The 17,768-nt window shown below is 42.6% G+C and carries 16 protein-coding genes; 12 read left to right on the top strand and 4 right to left on the bottom strand.

What is annotated here, in order from left to right:
• Positions 1 to 57: 57 nt before the first annotated feature.
• A complete protein-coding gene (purD, locus tag ACFQ4X_RS18900) occupies positions 58 to 1,326 on the top strand; it encodes a phosphoribosylamine--glycine ligase (RefSeq protein ID WP_379837929.1) in 1,269 nt (422 codons plus the stop codon).
• Here purD and ACFQ4X_RS18895 read toward each other — a convergent pair.
• The 3 genes from ACFQ4X_RS18895 to ACFQ4X_RS18885 form a co-directional block, all read right to left on the bottom strand.
• Positions 1,304 to 1,408, bottom strand: coding sequence for an EYxxD motif small membrane protein (locus ACFQ4X_RS18895; protein WP_347400206.1), 105 nt, complete (start codon positions 1,406 to 1,408; stop codon positions 1,304 to 1,306). The two genes, purD and ACFQ4X_RS18895, sit on opposite strands and share 23 nt — an antisense overlap.
• A 283-nt stretch (positions 1,409 to 1,691) precedes the next feature.
• A complete protein-coding gene (locus ACFQ4X_RS18890) occupies positions 1,692 to 2,963 on the bottom strand; it encodes an MFS transporter (RefSeq protein ID WP_379837927.1) in 1,272 nt (423 codons plus the stop codon).
• A gap of 17 nt (positions 2,964 to 2,980) precedes the next feature.
• The gene (locus ACFQ4X_RS18885) at positions 2,981 to 3,241 is read right to left on the bottom strand and encodes a YgaP family membrane protein (protein ID WP_066285761.1); all 261 of its coding nucleotides are present in this window, start codon (positions 3,239 to 3,241) and stop codon (positions 2,981 to 2,983) included.
• A 91-nt stretch (positions 3,242 to 3,332) separates the two neighbouring features.
• Here ACFQ4X_RS18885 and ACFQ4X_RS18880 point away from each other — a divergent pair, with 91 nt between their 5' ends.
• The 5 genes from ACFQ4X_RS18880 to ACFQ4X_RS18860 all read left to right on the top strand — a co-directional run bounded on the left by ACFQ4X_RS18880 (position 3,333) and on the right by ACFQ4X_RS18860 (position 7,859).
• Entirely contained in the window at positions 3,333 to 5,081 is a 1,749-nt protein-coding gene (locus ACFQ4X_RS18880; protein WP_379837925.1) for an adenine deaminase C-terminal domain-containing protein, read from the top strand.
• Between the two features lie 47 nt (positions 5,082 to 5,128).
• Positions 5,129 to 6,160, top strand: a complete 1,032-nt coding sequence (locus ACFQ4X_RS18875) for a DUF3048 domain-containing protein (protein WP_379837923.1) — start codon at positions 5,129 to 5,131, stop codon at positions 6,158 to 6,160.
• Between the two features lie 20 nt (positions 6,161 to 6,180).
• Positions 6,181 to 6,486, top strand: a complete 306-nt coding sequence (locus ACFQ4X_RS18870) for a YerC/YecD family TrpR-related protein (protein ID WP_066242834.1) — start codon at positions 6,181 to 6,183, stop codon at positions 6,484 to 6,486.
• 217 nt (positions 6,487 to 6,703) lie between these two features.
• Complete coding sequence (locus ACFQ4X_RS18865; RefSeq protein ID WP_379837921.1) at positions 6,704 to 7,507, top strand: metal-dependent hydrolase; 804 nt, start codon at positions 6,704 to 6,706, stop codon at positions 7,505 to 7,507.
• Between the two features lie 163 nt (positions 7,508 to 7,670).
• Positions 7,671 to 7,859 carry a hypothetical protein gene (locus ACFQ4X_RS18860; RefSeq protein WP_066285774.1) on the top strand — a complete coding sequence of 63 codons (189 nt, stop codon included), beginning with the start codon at positions 7,671 to 7,673 and terminating at the stop codon, positions 7,857 to 7,859.
• A 66-nt stretch (positions 7,860 to 7,925) separates the two neighbouring features.
• Here the strand turns inward: ACFQ4X_RS18860 and ACFQ4X_RS18855 are convergent, their stop codons facing one another.
• Positions 7,926 to 8,459 (bottom strand): GNAT family N-acetyltransferase, encoded by a 534-nt coding sequence (locus ACFQ4X_RS18855; protein ID WP_379837966.1) that lies wholly within the window; start codon positions 8,457 to 8,459, stop codon positions 7,926 to 7,928.
• A gap of 388 nt (positions 8,460 to 8,847) precedes the next feature.
• On the opposite strand from ACFQ4X_RS18855, the gene ACFQ4X_RS18850 reads away from it, so the two are divergent.
• The 6 genes from ACFQ4X_RS18850 (at position 8,848) to ACFQ4X_RS18825 (ending at position 17,748) form a co-directional block, all read left to right on the top strand.
• Positions 8,848 to 9,540: a heptaprenylglyceryl phosphate synthase gene (locus ACFQ4X_RS18850; protein WP_379837919.1), complete on the top strand. Its 693-nt coding sequence runs from the start codon at positions 8,848 to 8,850 to the stop codon at positions 9,538 to 9,540.
• 66 nt (positions 9,541 to 9,606) lie between these two features.
• On the top strand, positions 9,607 to 11,850 hold the full coding sequence (pcrA, locus tag ACFQ4X_RS18845; protein ID WP_379837964.1) for a DNA helicase PcrA: 2,244 nt from the start codon (positions 9,607 to 9,609) through the stop codon (positions 11,848 to 11,850).
• A gap of 21 nt (positions 11,851 to 11,871) precedes the next feature.
• On the top strand, positions 11,872 to 13,878 hold the full coding sequence (ligA, locus tag ACFQ4X_RS18840) for an NAD-dependent DNA ligase LigA (protein ID WP_379837917.1): 2,007 nt from the start codon (positions 11,872 to 11,874) through the stop codon (positions 13,876 to 13,878).
• Positions 13,879 to 13,919: 41 nt separating this feature from the next.
• The gene (locus ACFQ4X_RS18835) at positions 13,920 to 15,131 is read left to right on the top strand and encodes a CamS family sex pheromone protein (RefSeq protein WP_379837915.1); all 1,212 of its coding nucleotides are present in this window, start codon (positions 13,920 to 13,922) and stop codon (positions 15,129 to 15,131) included.
• A gap of 532 nt (positions 15,132 to 15,663) precedes the next feature.
• A complete protein-coding gene (gene pruA / locus ACFQ4X_RS18830) occupies positions 15,664 to 17,211 on the top strand; it encodes an L-glutamate gamma-semialdehyde dehydrogenase (protein ID WP_379837913.1) in 1,548 nt (515 codons plus the stop codon).
• Between the two features lie 180 nt (positions 17,212 to 17,391).
• Positions 17,392 to 17,748 (top strand): DUF3905 domain-containing protein, encoded by a 357-nt coding sequence (locus tag ACFQ4X_RS18825; protein WP_379837911.1) that lies wholly within the window; start codon positions 17,392 to 17,394, stop codon positions 17,746 to 17,748.
• Positions 17,749 to 17,768 lie beyond the last annotated feature (20 nt).

The raw sequence follows: 17,768 nt of genomic DNA, 5'->3' as shown, positions 1-17,768 counted from the left end.
TACGTGTAATAAATATAAGAACACGTACCGTAAAACAATAAAAGGAGGGCTACGTCCATGAACGTTCTTGTCATCGGAAAAGGCGGACGTGAGCATGCGCTTGTTTGGAAGTTTGCCAACAGCCCAAGTGTGTCACGTGTATATGCCGCACCAGGTAATCCTGGGACTGAAAAAATCGCTGTGAATGTAGCGATTAAAGAAAACGAGATTGATGAACTTGTAGCTTTTGCAAAATCAAAAGAAATCGATTTGACGTTTGTCGGACCAGAAGTACCTCTTCTAAACGGAATCGTGGATCAGTTTCAAGAAGCGGGACTCAGAATCTTCGGACCGTCTAAAGCAGCTGCACAGATTGAGGGAAGCAAGTCTTTCGCCAAAAATCTGATGCAAAAATACGGGATCCCAACCGCCTCATCTGAAACGTTTACGAATTATGATCAGGCGCTCAGCTATGTAAGAGAAAAAGGTGCCCCTATCGTATTAAAAGCGGACGGTCTTGCAGCAGGCAAGGGAGTTATTGTTGCAGCGACACTAGAAGAAGCTGAAGATGGCTTACACGAACTTATGATAGACAAACGGTTTGGTGCAGCAAGCGAAAAAGTCGTGGTCGAGGAATTTTTAGAAGGTGAAGAGTTTTCCTTAATGTCGTTCGTCCATGAGGAAATCGTACTTCCGATGGAAATCGCGCAAGATCATAAACGTGCTTATGACGGAGACGAAGGACCAAACACAGGCGGCATGGGAGCTTATTCGCCTGTTCCGCAAATCCCTGATGCAGCGGTTCAAAAAGCGATCCAGGAGATTGTGCTTCCGACTGTATCGGCTATGAAAAATGAAGGTACACCATTTACAGGTATCCTTTATGCTGGGCTGATTTTAACACAAGAAGGACCAAAAGTGATTGAGTTCAATGCACGTTTTGGGGACCCAGAAACACAAGTGATTTTACCGAGGCTAGAAAATGATCTGGGAGAATTGCTGGTCTCATTATTAGATGGCAAGAAGCCAGAGCTTCAGTGGACTGATGAGTCTGTTCTTGGTGTAGTCCTTGCATCAGCAGGATATCCTGTTTCATCATCTGAACCTCAGCTTATTAAAGGGCTTGATGAAATTCAAGAGAACACAAATGTGTTTCATGCAGGTACAAAAACCTCTGGAGATGCACTGCAAACAGATGGCGGCAGGGTGCTGCTGGTTGCCTCAAAAGGTAATTCGCTTGAAGATGCTCAAAGAAAAGTTTACGAAGAAATGAAAAAGATTACGTGCGAAGGATCTTTTTATCGCAGAGATATCGGATATAAAGCTATTTCACACGTCTCTTCTTAATAAAAACAAACGTGATGGCGATGATCCCGCCAATAAGCAAAATATAAAGAAAAGCAGTATCCATTAGGTATTCGTAGTTCATGGTGCTGCCTAACCTCCTTTAAGTTTTTTTTGATGTTTTTGTAAACTTTGTTGCCATTGGAAGTGGTTGATTTCCGCTCCAGGATACTCGCTTTCCGCGGGGTGTGCGGTGAGCCTCCTAGCGCTCTGCGCTGTTAGGAGTCTCACCTGTCCCACTCATCCCGCAGGAGTCTCGCACCTTGCGCTCAATCACCTTTCAATGAAGCGTCTCACACTAAAATGGTTCAAAAGAATGCAACTCGCAGTGTGCATGTAAGCTTTGCTCGAGGCTGGCCGATTCTAGGTCAGCCTTCTTTTATTGGATTTGGATGAGACGATGCTGAGTCGGTGATCGGTGAGGCTGTATCCGCTGGTTTTGGAGGCTGAATAATAGTAAGGGGCCTCCATCTTCTTAACAGCTGCATGCCAAGAAATATTGTTACACCTGCAACAGCATAAACAATATACGGCGCTGCATTTTCTCCACCTGCAGACAGCTCGAAAAGTCTTCCGCCTAAAAAGTTTCCGATCGCTTCCCCGATCCCAGTAAACACACTTGCAAGTCCAAAGAACATTCCAAGAAAACGGGCAGCGGCAAGCTGAGATATAGAGGTATCGAGTGTGGGCATAAGCAGCATCTCACCGACAATAAAGATCAGCCCAGCAAACACAAAGAAAAATAAGGTGTTAGCGAAAAACAAACTGCCAAGTGATATACCGATGAAAAAAGTACCAAGTCCGACAGATGTAAGAGGGTGAATGTTTCGGATAATATTTTTTGTTATAAGCGTTTGTGCCAGAATGACGGTTATGCTGTTAATCGTCCAGATGATGCTGATATCTTTTCCGTTCTTTAGGACGCTTTCTGCACGCAGCGGCAAGACGAGTGCAAACTGTACATAGAGTGCCCAAACAAAGATAGTTGCGATCACAAACACAAGAAACGGAATGTTTTTTAGCGCTTCTTTATATTCACTCCACTTCACTTCTCCGCAATTTTCATCGCCGCAGCCTGCAGGCAAGAAGAACCAGCTTATTATACTGGCACTTACATAAATCACGGCAGCTGTAATGAAAATAAGCCTGGAGTTATCCGTGAATAAAGCAAATACCGTTAAACCGGCAAGAGCCATTCCGATATTTGCAAAAATGCCGCGAAGCGAAAACGCGGTAGATCTCATGTCTTCTTTTACAAGTGAAGATATAAAAGCTTTTGTTGAAGGCGCATTTAATCCAAGACCAAGTCCGCTGACTGCTGCTGTTAATAAAACAAGATAATACGCTGAAAAATATGCAAAACCAATTAAACCGGCAGCTCTTATCAGCGCTCCGAGTGCGATAATAAAACGTCTCCCTGTACGGTCAGCTAAAACTCCCCCAATCACACTACCTGTTTGCATGAACACCGAAATCACTGCCAGAGTGAATCCAATCTGGGCAGCTGTAAGTCCAGTTTCTACTTTTAATAAAATCGGCAGAACAGGCAGAACGAGATATGATCCGAGGTGTGTAATAAATACCACAATCAAGAGACTTAGAAGCGGCCGATTGCCTTTTAAAATCGAATGTGTCGGCATCATATGCCCCCTAGCATTTAAGAAGGATTAAATGGAGATCCCTCTTTTGCGATTGTTCCTAAATCCATATCGTTCATTTCTTTGCTTTTGTGCAGTAGGTCTGTCATTGGACAATAACGTACAATGCCTTCTGCCACCTTCATAGCAGCCATCATAATCATAAGAATATATGACTCTTTGTAAGGTTTTCTTGTTAATTTAGCCGTGTAAACAGAGAGAAGAGTTAAGCCGGCAATAATACGGATCATGCTGTTAACCAAACCAATATTTTGTTTCATAGAGAGACTCCTTTCGATTTTTACCAATTTGTTTGATGAATATGGTATTCTTGAAAAAACGAAATTTTCAGAGAAGACAGGTGAATCCAACATGAACCAACACATCGCGTTTTGGAATAAATCACAAATGCGCAAACAAGTGGCCGTCATTCAAGGTGAAATGGCACCGTCTCTTGTCTTAAAAAACGCTGCTTACCTTAATACCGCCCTTAAAAAATGGACGAAAGCAAATATCTGGATTTTAGAAGACCGTATCATCTATGTCGGCGAAAAGCTGCCAGCTAAAGATGCAGGTACCGAATATGCTGATCTTGAAGGCCAATTTGTTGTGCCGGGATACATTGAACCACATTGTCATCCGTTTCAACTTTATAATCCCCAGACGCTCTCCCGATATGCATTGCAGCGCGGGACATCTGTATTTTTAGCCGATAACTTCATGCTTCTTTTTGAAATGAATGTTTCGAAAGCGCTTTCTTTTATGGAAGACGTGAACGAAATGCCTGCTAATTTCTTTTGGTGGTGCCGATATGACGCACAAACAGAGCTTGCAGAAGAGGAGAAATATTTTTCGGAAACATCGATTAAAAAGCTGCTGGAAAGCCCGTATGTTTTGCAAGGCGGTGAACTGACGAGCTGGCCGAGGGTTCTGCAGGGCGATGACACGCTTTTGCACTGGATGTTAAAGACGAAGAAAGCTGGCAAAAAGATTGAGGGACATCTGCCAGGAGCATCAGAGAAAACGTTATCGGCAATGACGCTGCTTGGTGTGGATTGCGATCATGAAGCGATGACAGGGACAGAAGTGATGGACCGCCTGAATGCAGGTCTTCAAGTGTCACTTCGATATTCCTCGATTCGTCCAGATCTTCCGAAGCTGCTGCGTCAGATGAAAGAAGAAGGAATCACAAACTTTGAACGGATTTTTTTTACGACTGATGGATCAACTCCTGCTTTTTATGAGGAAGGCGTTACGGACAAAATGCTTGAGATTGCACTAGAGGCAGGCATTGATCCAGTGGATGCCTACATGATGGTTTCGTATAACGTTGCACGATATTACGGAATGGACCACCTCTTCGGGATGGTTGCTCCAGGGCGTGTGGCACACTTAAATATTTTAGATGATATAAATAATCCTCTTCCTGTTTCGGTTTTGGCAAAAGGGAAATGGATGAAGCGGGATGGGATCGATACAAGTAAAGACGAAGATTTTGAGTTTGACTGGGAAGGCCACGGCATCTCACAAAGAAAGATTGAATGGGATCTGCATGATGACGATTTTCAGTTTTCTGGCCTTGTCGGGATAGAAATGTACAATAGTGTCATCACACGGCCATATAATGTATCGATCAATCCTTTTTCTGAAGAGATTAACGAGGAATCTGATGAGTGTTTCTTAATGCTGATCGATAAAGAAGGAAAGTGGCGGACCAACACGATCGTAAAGGGCTTTGCTAAGAATTTATATGGTTTTGCAAGTTCGTACTCCAATACGGGAGACCTTCTCATAATCGGAAAAAGCAAAAAAGATATGTCTTTGGCGTTTGAACGATTAAAGGAAATAGGCGGGGGAATCGTGCTTACGGAAAGAGGCAAAGTGATAGCTGAGATAAATCTTCCACTAGCGGGAGGAATGTCGAATCTTGCTATAGAAGAACTAATAGAGGAAGAAAAAGCCCTAACGAGTGCGGTAAGAGGCCGGGGCTATCAATACGAGGATCCGATTTATTCTCTTCTATTCTTTTCTTCTACACACTTGCCATATATCCGCATTACGCAAAGAGGCATTTACGATGTTAAAAAGAAAGGGTTACTCTTTCCTTCGATTATGCGTTAATATAGAAAAGGATTGGGCAAAATAATGATACAAAGGTAGTGAGCCCAATGAAAAAGTGGTACGTGATTTTGATGTCTATAATCCTGGTATTTACGCTGTCTGCATGTAAATACGCAAAAGATAAGGTGCTAGAGGACGGCAAGGTGGATAAAGCCGAAGCCTCTGATAAGAAGAAAGATAAGAAAAAAGAAGAAACATTCTCTTCTGTCTTTCCCCTTACTGGTATTGGGACGAACGACGAGGTCGATCATCGTGCGGTAGCGGTAATGGTGAACAACCACTGGAAGGCAAGACCTCAATCAGGACTTCATAAAGCCGATATTGTGTACGAAGTATTAGCTGAGGGAGAACTTACTCGTTTTCTGGCTATCTTCCAGAGCGAGATGCCGGAAACTGTTGGGCCAGTCCGCAGTGCGAGAGACTACTATATTGAACTTTCTCGTGGCTACAACGCCCTTTATGTTGCGCACGGATACAGTCCTGAAGCGAAAGAGATGCTTTACAGCGGTACCGTTGATCATTTGAACGGCATGGACTACGACGGCAGCCTTTTTAACCGGGCTGATTTCAGAAAAGCGCCTCACAACTCTTATATCACCTCTGAAAATATTTTAAAAGGGATGGACAAAGTTGGAGCGGATCAAACAGACGATCTGGATATGCTTCCATTTCTGACAAAATCGAGTTCCGTAAATATTGAAGGCGAACCAGCTAAAGAAGTTACGGTCGATTATGGCCGCGGAGAAACAGTGGCATTTACGTACTCCGAGAAAAAGAAAACGTACGCTAGAAGCAGCAACAATGAACCGACAATAGATAGGGAAACTGAAACTCCAATCTCAGTGAGCAATGTATTTATCGTAGAGGCAGCTCACCGGGTTATCGATGATGCCGGCAGACGCAAAATCAATTTAACTTCAGGCGGAGATGCGATTCTGATTCAAAATGGTGTTGCTCAGAAAATCTCGTGGAGAAACGAGAATGGAAGAATCGTTCCGGACGGCGGAGCGTTCATACCGGGTAAAACCTGGATCAACATCGTGCCAAGCGGTATGGAGAATTCAGTTAAGATGCAATAGAAAAAAGGAGTGCATGTTTCATGCAAATTGATAAACTACGCGGAAAAGCGCTGGATCAGCTTTTTGAATCTGTTCTTTCGCTCAAGGATATGGAAGAATGCTACCGTTTCTTTGATGACCTTTGTACGATGAACGAGATACAGTCACTCGCACAAAGACTTGAAGTGGCACGCATGCTTCGTGAAGGCAAGACATATCACAAAATCGAGAGCGAGACTGGCGCAAGCACAGCGACAATCTCGCGTGTAAAGCGCTGCCTGAACTTCGGGAACGACGCTTATGCAATGGTGCTCGACCGCGTCCATGAAGAGGAAGAAGCGAAATAAATAATGAGGAAAAACCTGCCGAGTGCAGGTTTTTTTGTTTGGGATTTTATGAATGTAATAGTTGTCGGCATATGTGCAGCTTTGTCGAAAATAGCGTTTTTTGAAATTAACGTGCGATTCCTAGAAGGAAAATAAAAAACGCCTCAGAAATATACATTTAAATTCTATAATTGTAATATATTAGGATGTTTAGATACTTATTTTCAGGAGGTAGAAAATGAAAGTATTGCGCTTAGGTCACGCCATGTATGTTTTAAGGAGTAAAGCCGGTAAAAATTACTTGATTGATCCGTTTTTTGAAATGAATCCAGGCTGTCCTAAAGAATATCAGACAGAAGAATTCATGAAATCGATTGACGCGGTGTTTCTGACACATGGTCATTTTGATCATACAAGCGGATTGCAAAAACTTCTTAATTCCCACCCTGATTGTTTAGTAGTGGCACAATATGAATTAGCGATGATCCTTTTACAAAAGGGCGTAAGAAATGTATATCCGATTAACTTAGGCGGAAGCATTCATTTAGAGGATGTGAAAGCCACTATGGTGCAGGCAAAGCACACATCCAGTTATGGTGAGACAGAGGGCACACCGATTTATGCTGGTGAAGCAGCAGGATACATCTTCAACTTCGATAACGACCATACGCTCTACCATTCAGGTGACACTGCGATCATGTCGGACATGAAACTTATCCAAGATGTTTATGAACCGACGATTGCCATCCTTTCGTCTTCTGGTCATTTTACGATGGGACCGAAAGAAGCAGCATATGCGGTTAAGAACTTGCTGAATGTTCAATATGTCATTCCAAGTCATACCTTCCCAACAAAAGAAACGGCTTCTTCGCCAGAGGTTTTAGAAGCATTGTTAAAAGCTTTTCCTATAATAGATACGATGATGGACAAAGATCATAATTTGGCTGCTGAACTAAAGAACTATCCGAAGACAGAAGTAGTTGTGATTGGATATGGAGAAGAGAAGGAATTTAATATTCAAGATTCAAAGATAAAAATCTAAGCGGATTATGTAATAGAAATAAAAAAGGGCTATATCAAAAGGGGTTTAAACTCTTTTTGATGTGGCCTTTTTTCTAGTTAACACGCACTGGTCAGTATGATGAATAAAAAAACAAAATACTAAACAAAATATCTTTAATGATAAAACGAAAGGAGGACATAACATGAAACTAAAGAAAATAGTACTCGGTTCACTTTCGGCTGTACTTTCACTCAGTCTTCTCTTCGGCTGTTCAGATCCAAGCCAAGACGAGCAAGAACCAGATCCAAGTGAAGAACCTTCAGAACAAAACGATGAGTTAGATCAAGATGATGATAAGAGCGAAATGCAAGAAGAAAAAAAGGATAAGTAATAAATAAAAAGCATTAACCAAAGAAATATGGTCGATGCTTTTTTGATTTTATGAAATCTTCCTCATTTATTGAAACTCACTCTTCATTAAGCTCATTTGGACCTGATCGCGGCATTGTCCGCGGATCCATTCTGCTTGCCGGACGATACCTTCTGCCTGGAAGCCAAGCCGGCGGGCGAGTTTGATGCTTTTTTCATTCTGAACGGCTGCCCTTAATTCAACACGGTTTAGCATAAGGGTGTAAAACGCGTACATAAGCATTCCTTTAACAGCCCGCTGAGCGATACCATGTCCTTCAAATCCCGAGCCGACCCAATACCCTAGCATTCCCGACTGATTGTGCCACTTTATATCATACAAAGCGACTGAACCCGCAACCTGGCCACGATACCAGATAAAGAGAACAACGTCTGTCTGTTCTTTCATCTTTTTATTAACGGTTTTGATAAACTGCTTCATTTCTCCGTTTGATTGTGTATAATCCACCCAGCCGATCCATGGTCCGAGATGCTCGCGCGAATGCTCGAGCAGCATAAAAATAGATTCGGATTCTTTCAAGTCTGCTTGTTTCAGCATGATTCCGTCGTCAATTTGCCACATGAGCACAGGCAATCCTCCCCAAACAGAAGTATGAACTTCACAATCTTTCCACATGATGAATCATAGAGTGAGAACTTTATTTTTGATATAATGCAGAAGTACAGAAAACGGCCTGTTAAAAAAGCAGGCACGGGTTGTTTTTTTAGGCTCATTTCTAAAAAGTTGCTTTTGAACATGATTGTGAATACACTTCGTTGAAAGTTGATTGGAGCGGAAGGTGCGAGACTCCTGCGGGACCAGCGGGACAGGTGAGACCACTGCAGGCTGATAAAGCCTAGGGGGCTCGCCGCACGCCCCGCGGAAAGCGAGCAGCCTGGAACGGAAATCAACTACACCCAGAAGCAACAAAGATTACGGAACAGCCTTTATTCATGAAAGGAAGAACACAATGTTTGATTATAGAGAATGGAAGCATGTGTTTAAGCTTGACCCAGATAAAGAGATCAGCGACAGCGATCTTGAGATGATTTGCGAGAGTGGTACGGATGCTGTTATTGTCGGTGGATCTGAAGGGGTAACGCTTGATAACACACTGGATCTTATGTCACGAATCCGCAGATTTGCGGTTCCTTGTGTGCTTGAAGTTTCAAATATCGAATCCCTTACACCTGGATTTGATTTTTACTATATTCCGACCGTACTAAATGCGAAGGATGCAAACTTCATAACGGGATTGCATCACGAAGCTTTAAAAGAATACGGCGACATCATGAACTGGGAAGAGATTATTACGGAAGGCTATTGCATCTTAAATCCTGATTGTACGGCTGCTGAGCGTTCGAATGCTGACACAGATCTGACGGCAGATGATGTTGTAGCATATGCCCGTATGGCGGAAAAAATGTTTAAGCTTCCTATCTTTTATTTGGAATACAGCGGGGCTTATGGTGATGTGAATATCGTTAAACAGGTAAAAAGTGTGCTTGAGAATACGGTCTTTTATTATGGAGGCGGAATCACATCTGCTGCACAGGCAAGTGAAATAGCGGAATATGCTGATACGGTTGTAGTCGGAAACATCGTATATGACGATTTGAAAGCTGCTATCGAAACCGTTAAAGCAGTTAAAGATAGAAGTTGAAAAATACGGCAAAATAAGCGAAAATAAAATGAGAATATACGTTCGGGCGGTGAATGAATAATGAGTATGCATCAAATGATTGAAAAGCTGTTAACAGGGCTTAACCCTGAGCAAAAAGCAGCGGTAAAACATACAGAAGGGCCATTGCTGTTAATGGCGGGAGCGGGAAGCGGAAAGACGCGTGTGCTGACACACCGCATCGCTTATTTAATGATGGAAAAAGAAGTGGCACCATGGAACATCCTGGCGATCACATTTACGAATAAAGCAGCAAGAGAGATGAAGGAAAGGGTAGCGAAGATCACGGGTCCTGTAGCGGAACAGATCTGGATATCGACATTCCACTCCATGTGCGTACGTATTTTGCGCCGTGATATCGACCGTATCGGAATCAACCGTAACTTTACGATTTTAGACGCGACAGATCAATTGTCTGTTGTAAAAGCTATCCTTAAAGACTTAAATTACGATCCGAAGAAATACGAACCACGCGGCATCTTAAGTTCGATTTCATCGTTAAAAAATGAACTGAAAACAGCATCTGACTTTGCGAAGATTGCGAATGGTCATTTTGAAGGTGTTGTTAAAGAGGTATATGAAAACTATGAAAAGCGCTTAAGAAAGAACCAGGCGCTTGATTTTGATGATCTTATCATGACAACGATCCAATTGTTCGCGAAAGTCCCTGAGGTGCTTGAGTTTTATCAGCGCAAGTTCCAATATATCCACGTGGATGAGTATCAGGATACGAACCGTGCCCAATACATGCTTGTCAAAATGCTTGCTGACCGTTTCCGAAACCTTTGTGTTGTTGGGGATTCTGATCAGTCAATCTATGGCTGGCGCGGAGCGGATATCGCAAACATCCTTTCTTTTGAAAAAGATTACAACGATGCAGAGGTTATTTTGCTCGAGCAAAACTATCGTTCTACGAAAAAGATTCTTCAAGCTGCTAACAAAGTCATCGAAAACAACATGAACCGTAAGCCGAAGAACCTTTGGACAGATAATACGGACGGAGCAAGCATCACCTATTATCAAGGTGACGATGAGCAAGGTGAAAGCTATTACGTAACCGGAAAAATCCGTGAAGCTGTTTCATCAGGGAAACGTTCCTACAACGATATTGCGATTCTTTACAGAACAAATGCACAGTCGCGTGTAATAGAGGAAGTTCTGATAAAGTCTAACATTCCTTACAACATTGTCGGCGGCACAAAGTTCTATGATAGAAAAGAGATTAAAGACATTCTTGCTTACCTTCGTTTGATCTCAAACCCTGACGATGATATATCTCTGACTCGAATCGTGAACGTTCCGAAACGAGGAATTGGTGCGTCCTCATTAGATAAAGTCGCTCAGTATGCGGCTGCTAATGATTTGTCTATGTATCAGGCGCTTTTAGAAGTAGAACAGATCGGACTTAGCGCTCGTGCAACAAACAGCTTAAAAGAGTTCACAGACTTTATTACGAATTGGACACGACAGCAGGAATTCCTTTCTGTTACTGAACTCACAGAAGAAGTATTAAGCAAAACGGGCTACCGAGAAGCTTTAAAAGCTGAGAAAACGATCGAAGCACAAAGCCGTTTAGAGAACATCGATGAATTTATTTCCGTTACACAGGACTTTGAAAAAAAGCAGGATGACAAGTCGTTGGTTGCTTTCCTTACTGACCTTGCTCTTGTTGCGGATATCGATAAGCTGGATGAAGAAGCTGAAAAAGAAGATAAACCAAAAGAATCCGTTGTTCTTATGACGCTTCACTCTGCAAAAGGTCTGGAGTTCCCTATCGTATTCTTAATGGGGCTTGAAGAAGGTGTATTCCCGCATAGCCGTGCGCTTTTTGAAGAGAACGAGATGGAAGAAGAGCGCCGTCTTGCATACGTAGGGATTACACGTGCAGAAGAAGAGCTTTTCTTAACAAACGCGAGAATGCGTACACTTTACGGACGTACAACTACAAATCCGGAATCACGGTTTATCGCAGAAATTCCTGCTGATCTAATTGAAACAGAGGTAAAAGAAAAGCCATCTGTTCCTTGGGGTGCTGGGGCTCGTTCGGGTGGAGGATCGACTCCTTCGTTCATGAGTCCGAAAAAGAAAACTGTCACACCTGTCTATCAATCTTCTGGCGGGGAAAAACTGGATTGGAGAGTAGGCGACAAAGTTAAACACCGTAAATGGGAAACGGGAACAGTAGTAAGTATGCGTGGTGAAGGTGATTCACTAGAACTGGATATCGCTTTCCCGCAGCCTGTTGGTGTGAAAAGACTGCTTGCTAAATTTGCCCCGATCGAAAAAGAGTAAGAAAAGAAGGAGTGGAACGGGTTGAACGAAGAACACGCAAAGGACCGAATCCTGGAGCTCCGGGAGCTTTTAGAAAAATACAATTACGAATATCATGTACTGGACAAACCGTCTGTACCTGATGCTGAATATGACCAGCTTATGAAAGAGCTGATCGAACTCGAGAATAATCATCCTGAACTCCATGACGAGCATTCGCCTACATCACGTGTAGGCGGTGCCGTTTTGGACTTTTTTGAAAAAGTTGAACACACTGTTCCGATGCTTAGCCTAGGAAATGCATTCAATGATCAAGACCTCCGGGATTTTGACCGCCGTGTTCGCGATGGTGTCGGTGATAACGTAACGTATGTTGCCGAGCTTAAGATAGATGGACTTGCGGTTTCTCTTCTTTATGAAGATGGAAGGTTTGTTAGAGGTGCAACCCGTGGTGACGGCACAATTGGTGAGGACATTACGAACAATTTAAAGACAATTCGTTCCATTCCATTTAGGCTGAAGGATCCTGTTATGCTTGAGGTGCGCGGAGAAGCGTTCATGCCTAAGAAATCATTCCAGAAGCTAAACGCTCACCGTGAAGAAGAAGGGCAGGAGCTTTTTGCGAATCCAAGGAATGCAGCAGCAGGTTCATTGCGCCAGCTTGATCCAAAGATTGCTGCTAGCCGCAACCTTGATATTTTCGTTTATGGAGTAGGAAAACTAGAAGGTCACTCGGTAGATTCTCATGATGAGAGCTTAACGTATTTGAGTCACTTAGGTTTCAAAACGAATCCGGAGTGGAAAAAATGCGATAACATCGACGAAGTGATCGAGTATGTGAACGGCTGGCAGGAGAAGCGTCCTGATCTTCCGTACGAAATCGATGGCATCGTTATTAAAGTTAACTCTCTATATCAGCAAGAAGAATTAGGTTTCACTGCGAAAAATCCGCGGTGGGCGATCGCGTACAAGTTTCCGGCTGAGGAAGTTGTTACAAAGCTTGAAGGTATTGAGCTTAACGTCGGCCGTACAGGTGTGGTTACACCAACGGCATTGCTTCAGCCTGTTTTAGTAGCTGGAACGACAGTCAAACGAGCTTCATTACATAATGAAGATTTGATTCGGGAAAAAGATATTAAAATTGGTGACTATGTTGTTGTGAAAAAAGCAGGAGACATTATCCCTGAAGTAGTTAACGTTATAACTGAGCGGAGAACGGGAGACGAGACGGATTTCAGCATGCCGACAGAATGCCCAGAGTGTGAAAGCAAGCTCGAGCGTTTGGATGGTGAAGTGGCACTCCGCTGCTTAAATCCGCAATGTCCTGCACAAATCCGTGAAGGCTTCATTCATTTTGTATCAAGAAACGCGATGAATATTGACGGACTTGGGGAAAAAGTAGTCGCTCAGCTTTTTAAAGAAAAACTCATTGATAATGTTGCAGATTTATATAAGCTTGAGCGTGATAAACTGTTAGAATTAGAGCGTATGGGTGAAAAATCTGCAGACAATCTGCTTGCAGCGATCGAGAAATCAAAAGAAAACTCATTAGAGCGTCTTCTTTTCGGACTCGGAATCCGTCATGTAGGAGCAAAGGCGGCTAAGACGATTGCCCAGCGCTTTGAAACGATGGAAACATTGATGGCCGCAACAAAAGAAGAGCTTTTAGAAGTAGAAGAAATCGGTGAAAAGATGGCTGAGTCTATTCAATTATACTTCTCGAAGCCTGAAGTTAAAGAGCTGATGGAAGAACTGCAGAGCCTCGGTGTGAACATGACATACAAAGGACCAAAGCTTATTAAAGTTGAGGATTTGGACACGCCGTTTGCAGGGAAAACCGTTGTGCTGACTGGAAAGCTGTCCATTTTGACCCGTGATGACGCAAAAGAAAAATTGGAGCGCTTAGGAGCAAAAGTGACCGGAAGCGTGAGTAAAAATACAGATATGCTGATCGCAGGGGAAGATGCGGGATCTAAGCTTGATAAGGCAAAGAAGCTTGGCATTGATATCTGGGATGAACAGCAATTGTTTGATGAGCTGAACAAATAAAGATTGGCGAGAGCTAACCATCTATTAGAGGAGTGTCCGTAATGATTAAACGGGTTGGACTCCTTTTCTTAAGCCTTTTACTCGTTTTGACTGGCTGTCTTGGTGACGATGAGCTGGAAAAAGAAGAAAAGGTTGTGCAAGAAAAGGGGAAGAAAGAAGAAAAAGCGATTATCACTGGGGAAATCAATACAGGGGAAAAGTATTACCGAAGCATTTTTCCGTTTGAGCCCGGCGGAGCACGCGGTGTTATCCGTTATGGCGTAGACAACCGCCTGGATATTAACGAGTTCGAAATGGGCTTGATGCGAGTAGCTCAAGATACGTTCAATACAGATAAATACTTTTTCCAGGAAGGCCAGTTTTTAAACGAACCTACAGTTACCAATTGGCTGCGTAGAGCCGATGACAAGCCAGGAAAGAGCAAAAGTGATCTGGACCAGACTGGTTTGAACCCAAAACTGGGTGCTAAGGTTGCTGAAAATGATCCGGATTACGTAAAAAAATTGCAAGAAGCCAACAAGAATAACCCAAAATACCTTTCTTATGTTTTAGAGCATAACTATCTTGTTCAAAGCGGAGATGGCAAGGTAAAGCTTGGCGGCGTAGTAATTGGTCTATCTTTTAACTCGACTTATTATTACGATGTTAAGAAAGACAGCTTGATCTATCCAGGGGAAGTTAAACTGGATCGAGGAAAAGTTCAAAAGGAAGCGCAAAAGATAGCTGGACAGGTCGCAAGCCGTTTGCGTCAAGACCCTAAACTTCAAGATGTGCCTATCGTAGTTGCACTTTATCAAGAAGAAGAGCGTGATTCAGTAACGCCAGGGAACTTCTTTTCTGCAGGAGTCGTGAAAAAAGGAAGCAACTCAATCAGTTCGTGGGAAAACATCGATGAAGATTATCTATTGTTCCCATCAGATACAGCTTCAAAAAAGAAGCGAAGTGATTATGAGAAGTTTACAACTTTCAAAGCCAAAGTTCAGGAATACTTCCCGAATTTTATTGGAGTAATTGGAAAAGGGTTCTATAAAGATGGCAACTTAGAGCGAATGACGATCGAAATTCCTGTACAGTTCAGAGGAAAAGCGGAGATCATCTCCTTTACTCAGTTTGTCGCTACATCAGCCCTCGGAGAACTGCCGAATGTTCCGATTGAAGTGTACATCGGTTCTGCAGTTGATCAGCCAGAGGCATTGATTGTAAAAGACGATACAACACAAGAAGAACCATTTGTTCATATTTATCGTAAATAGTTCATTAAAGTAGAAAACTGACCTAAAAAGGACATAGAATATGCCTTTTTCGTGTCAGTTTTTCTATTTTTAGTGGGATTCTGTATGTCTGAACGGCTGTTAAGTGGAATTTGAGGGTAGATAAAAAGGTTTGGAGTTAATGTGAGGGGTTACTGCGTGAAACTTAGACGATTTGGCGTGGAACTAGTGTTATCGTGCGTGTAACCGAATCAATTTTGCGTGAACGTGTAATAATTAAAAGAACACGTACCGTAATAAGGGGTTTTCCACATTTTCATGTTTAATAAGACGTAAAGTATCCTTGATCACCAACAGTATATTTATTCGTATTTTTTCCATAAATTTATATATAATCAACTGGATTAGTACTATTCATTCATCATAAAGAAAGAAGATGCATAAACGCGGTCAATCCCTTGAAAAATAAAGAATTCTGACTATTTCTGTTTGTTTGAACAAAACGCTATGTTCATGTAAAATGAACGTTGGTAAAACCAATTTTGAAAACGCTTTATTAGGAGGGGAATTTATTATGACACGTGAATACCGTCATGAACCATTTATGGATTTTTCAGTTCCTGCAAACAAGGAAGCTTATGAAGCAGGCTTGAAGGTTATTAATTCCAAGCTTGGACAAGAGTTTCCGCTTGTTATCGGCAGTGAGAAAATCACAACAGACGAAAAGATTATTTCTATAAATCCAGCTAACAAAGAAGAAGTGATTGGATCTGTTTCAAAAGCGACTCAAGATCACGCTGAGCAAGCAATGCAAGCTGCGTTAACTGCTTTCGAATCTTGGAAAAAGTGGGATCCTGAGCACCGTGCGAACATCTTGTTCCGTGCAGCAGCGATCATCCGCCGCCGTAAATATGAATTCTCCGCTATGCTTACAAAAGAGGCAGGTAAGCCATGGAAAGAAGCAGACGCTGATACAGCTGAAGCTATCGACTTTTTAGAATACTATGCACGCCAAGCGATCAAGCTTAAAGCTGGTCAGCCAGTTGTAAGCCGCGATGGTGAAATCAATAAATTTAACTACATTCCACTTGGAGTAGGTATCGTTATCTCTCCATTCAACTTCCCGTTTGCGATCATGGCGGGTACTGCAGCAGCTGCGTTCGTTTCTGGTAACACTGTATTACTGAAGCCAGCGAACTCAACTCCAGTTATCGCAGCAATGTTCGTTCAAGTAATGGAAGAAGCAGGACTTCCTGCAGGCGTACTTAACTACGTTCCTGGTAGCGGAGCAGAAATCGGTGACTACCTAGTAGACCACCCGAAAACTCGTTTCGTATCATTCACAGGTTCTCGTGAAGTAGGCTGCCGTATCTATGAGCGCGCAGCAAAAGTACACCCTGGCCAAATCTGGCTTAAGCGTGTAATCGCTGAAATGGGCGGAAAAGACACAGTTGTTGTTGACCGTGATGCTGATCTTGAATTAGCAGCAAGCTCAATCGTTTACTCTGCATTCGGATTCTCTGGACAAAAATGTTCTGCTGGATCTCGTGCAGTAATCCACCAAGATGTTTACGATGAAGTTTTAGAAAAAGCTGTAGCTCTTACTAAAACATTAACGATGGGTAGCCCAGAAGAAGTTGGAACATACATGGGGCCGGTAATCGACCAAGCTTCATTCAACAAAATTATGAAGTACATCGAAATTGGAAAAGAAGAAGGCCGTCTGATGACTGGTGGAGAAGGCGACGACTCTAAAGGTTACTTCATCCAGCCAACAATCTTTGCTGATGTTGATGAAAAAGCTCGCTTGATGCAAGAAGAAATCTTCGGACCAGTTGTAGCGGTATGTAAAGCACGTGACTTCGATCACATGATGGAAATCGCAAACAACACAGAATACGGTCTGACAGGCGCACTTCTTTCTAACAACCGTGAGCACATCGAACGCGCGCGTGAAGAGTTCCACGTAGGGAACTTCTACATCAACCGCGGATGTACAGGTGCAATTGTTGGATACCAGCCATTCGGCGGATTCAACATGTCTGGAACTGACTCAAAAGCTGGTGGCCCAGACTACCTAACACTTCACATGCAAGCAAAAACAACTTCAGAAACACTTTAATAGTAAAATAAAAAGTCTTTTCTCATTTTGAGAAAAGGCTTTTTATTTGCGGGGAATTTCATAACATATATAACCCTTCAAAAAAATGATCTGTCTCCACCCAATCGTAAATAAAAATGGATTATCTACGCCGGTTCAGGAGAAGTTAATCGTATAACGAAATGGAAGCAGGTGTAGTAGATGTCAAAGGATAAAGAGCCAAAGAAGAATCTGCCTGAAGTCGATCTGGATGAAACGATGCCGCATCAAATCAGCTCCCCAGACTTTAAAGAGACAGGTATGAAGATGCAGGCGCCATTCATAAATGAGCATGGCGTTGTAATTGGAGACAGTTTTTACGATTCAGAAAATTCACCTCTTAATAATTGGAGTACTGACACAGACCCTGAAGTGATGGCAGGAGATGAGTGGGTGCATCCTACGAACGATATTGGATGGAATACGAACATGAATAGAGATCTGATTGAAAAGAAAGCACCGCCGAAAGAAGGCATGCTTCGCCATCCAACAAAAGATTCAAGCTACGGAAAAGATTGAGGCATCCGGATAATACCGGG

It is taken from the genome of Fictibacillus halophilus (assembly GCF_042680145.1).
Taxonomy (GTDB): Bacteria; Bacillota; Bacilli; order Bacillales; family Fictibacillaceae; genus Fictibacillus; species Fictibacillus halophilus_A.
Note: the sequence above shows the minus strand (reverse complement) of the source record. Positions and strands in the feature narration are given on the sequence as shown.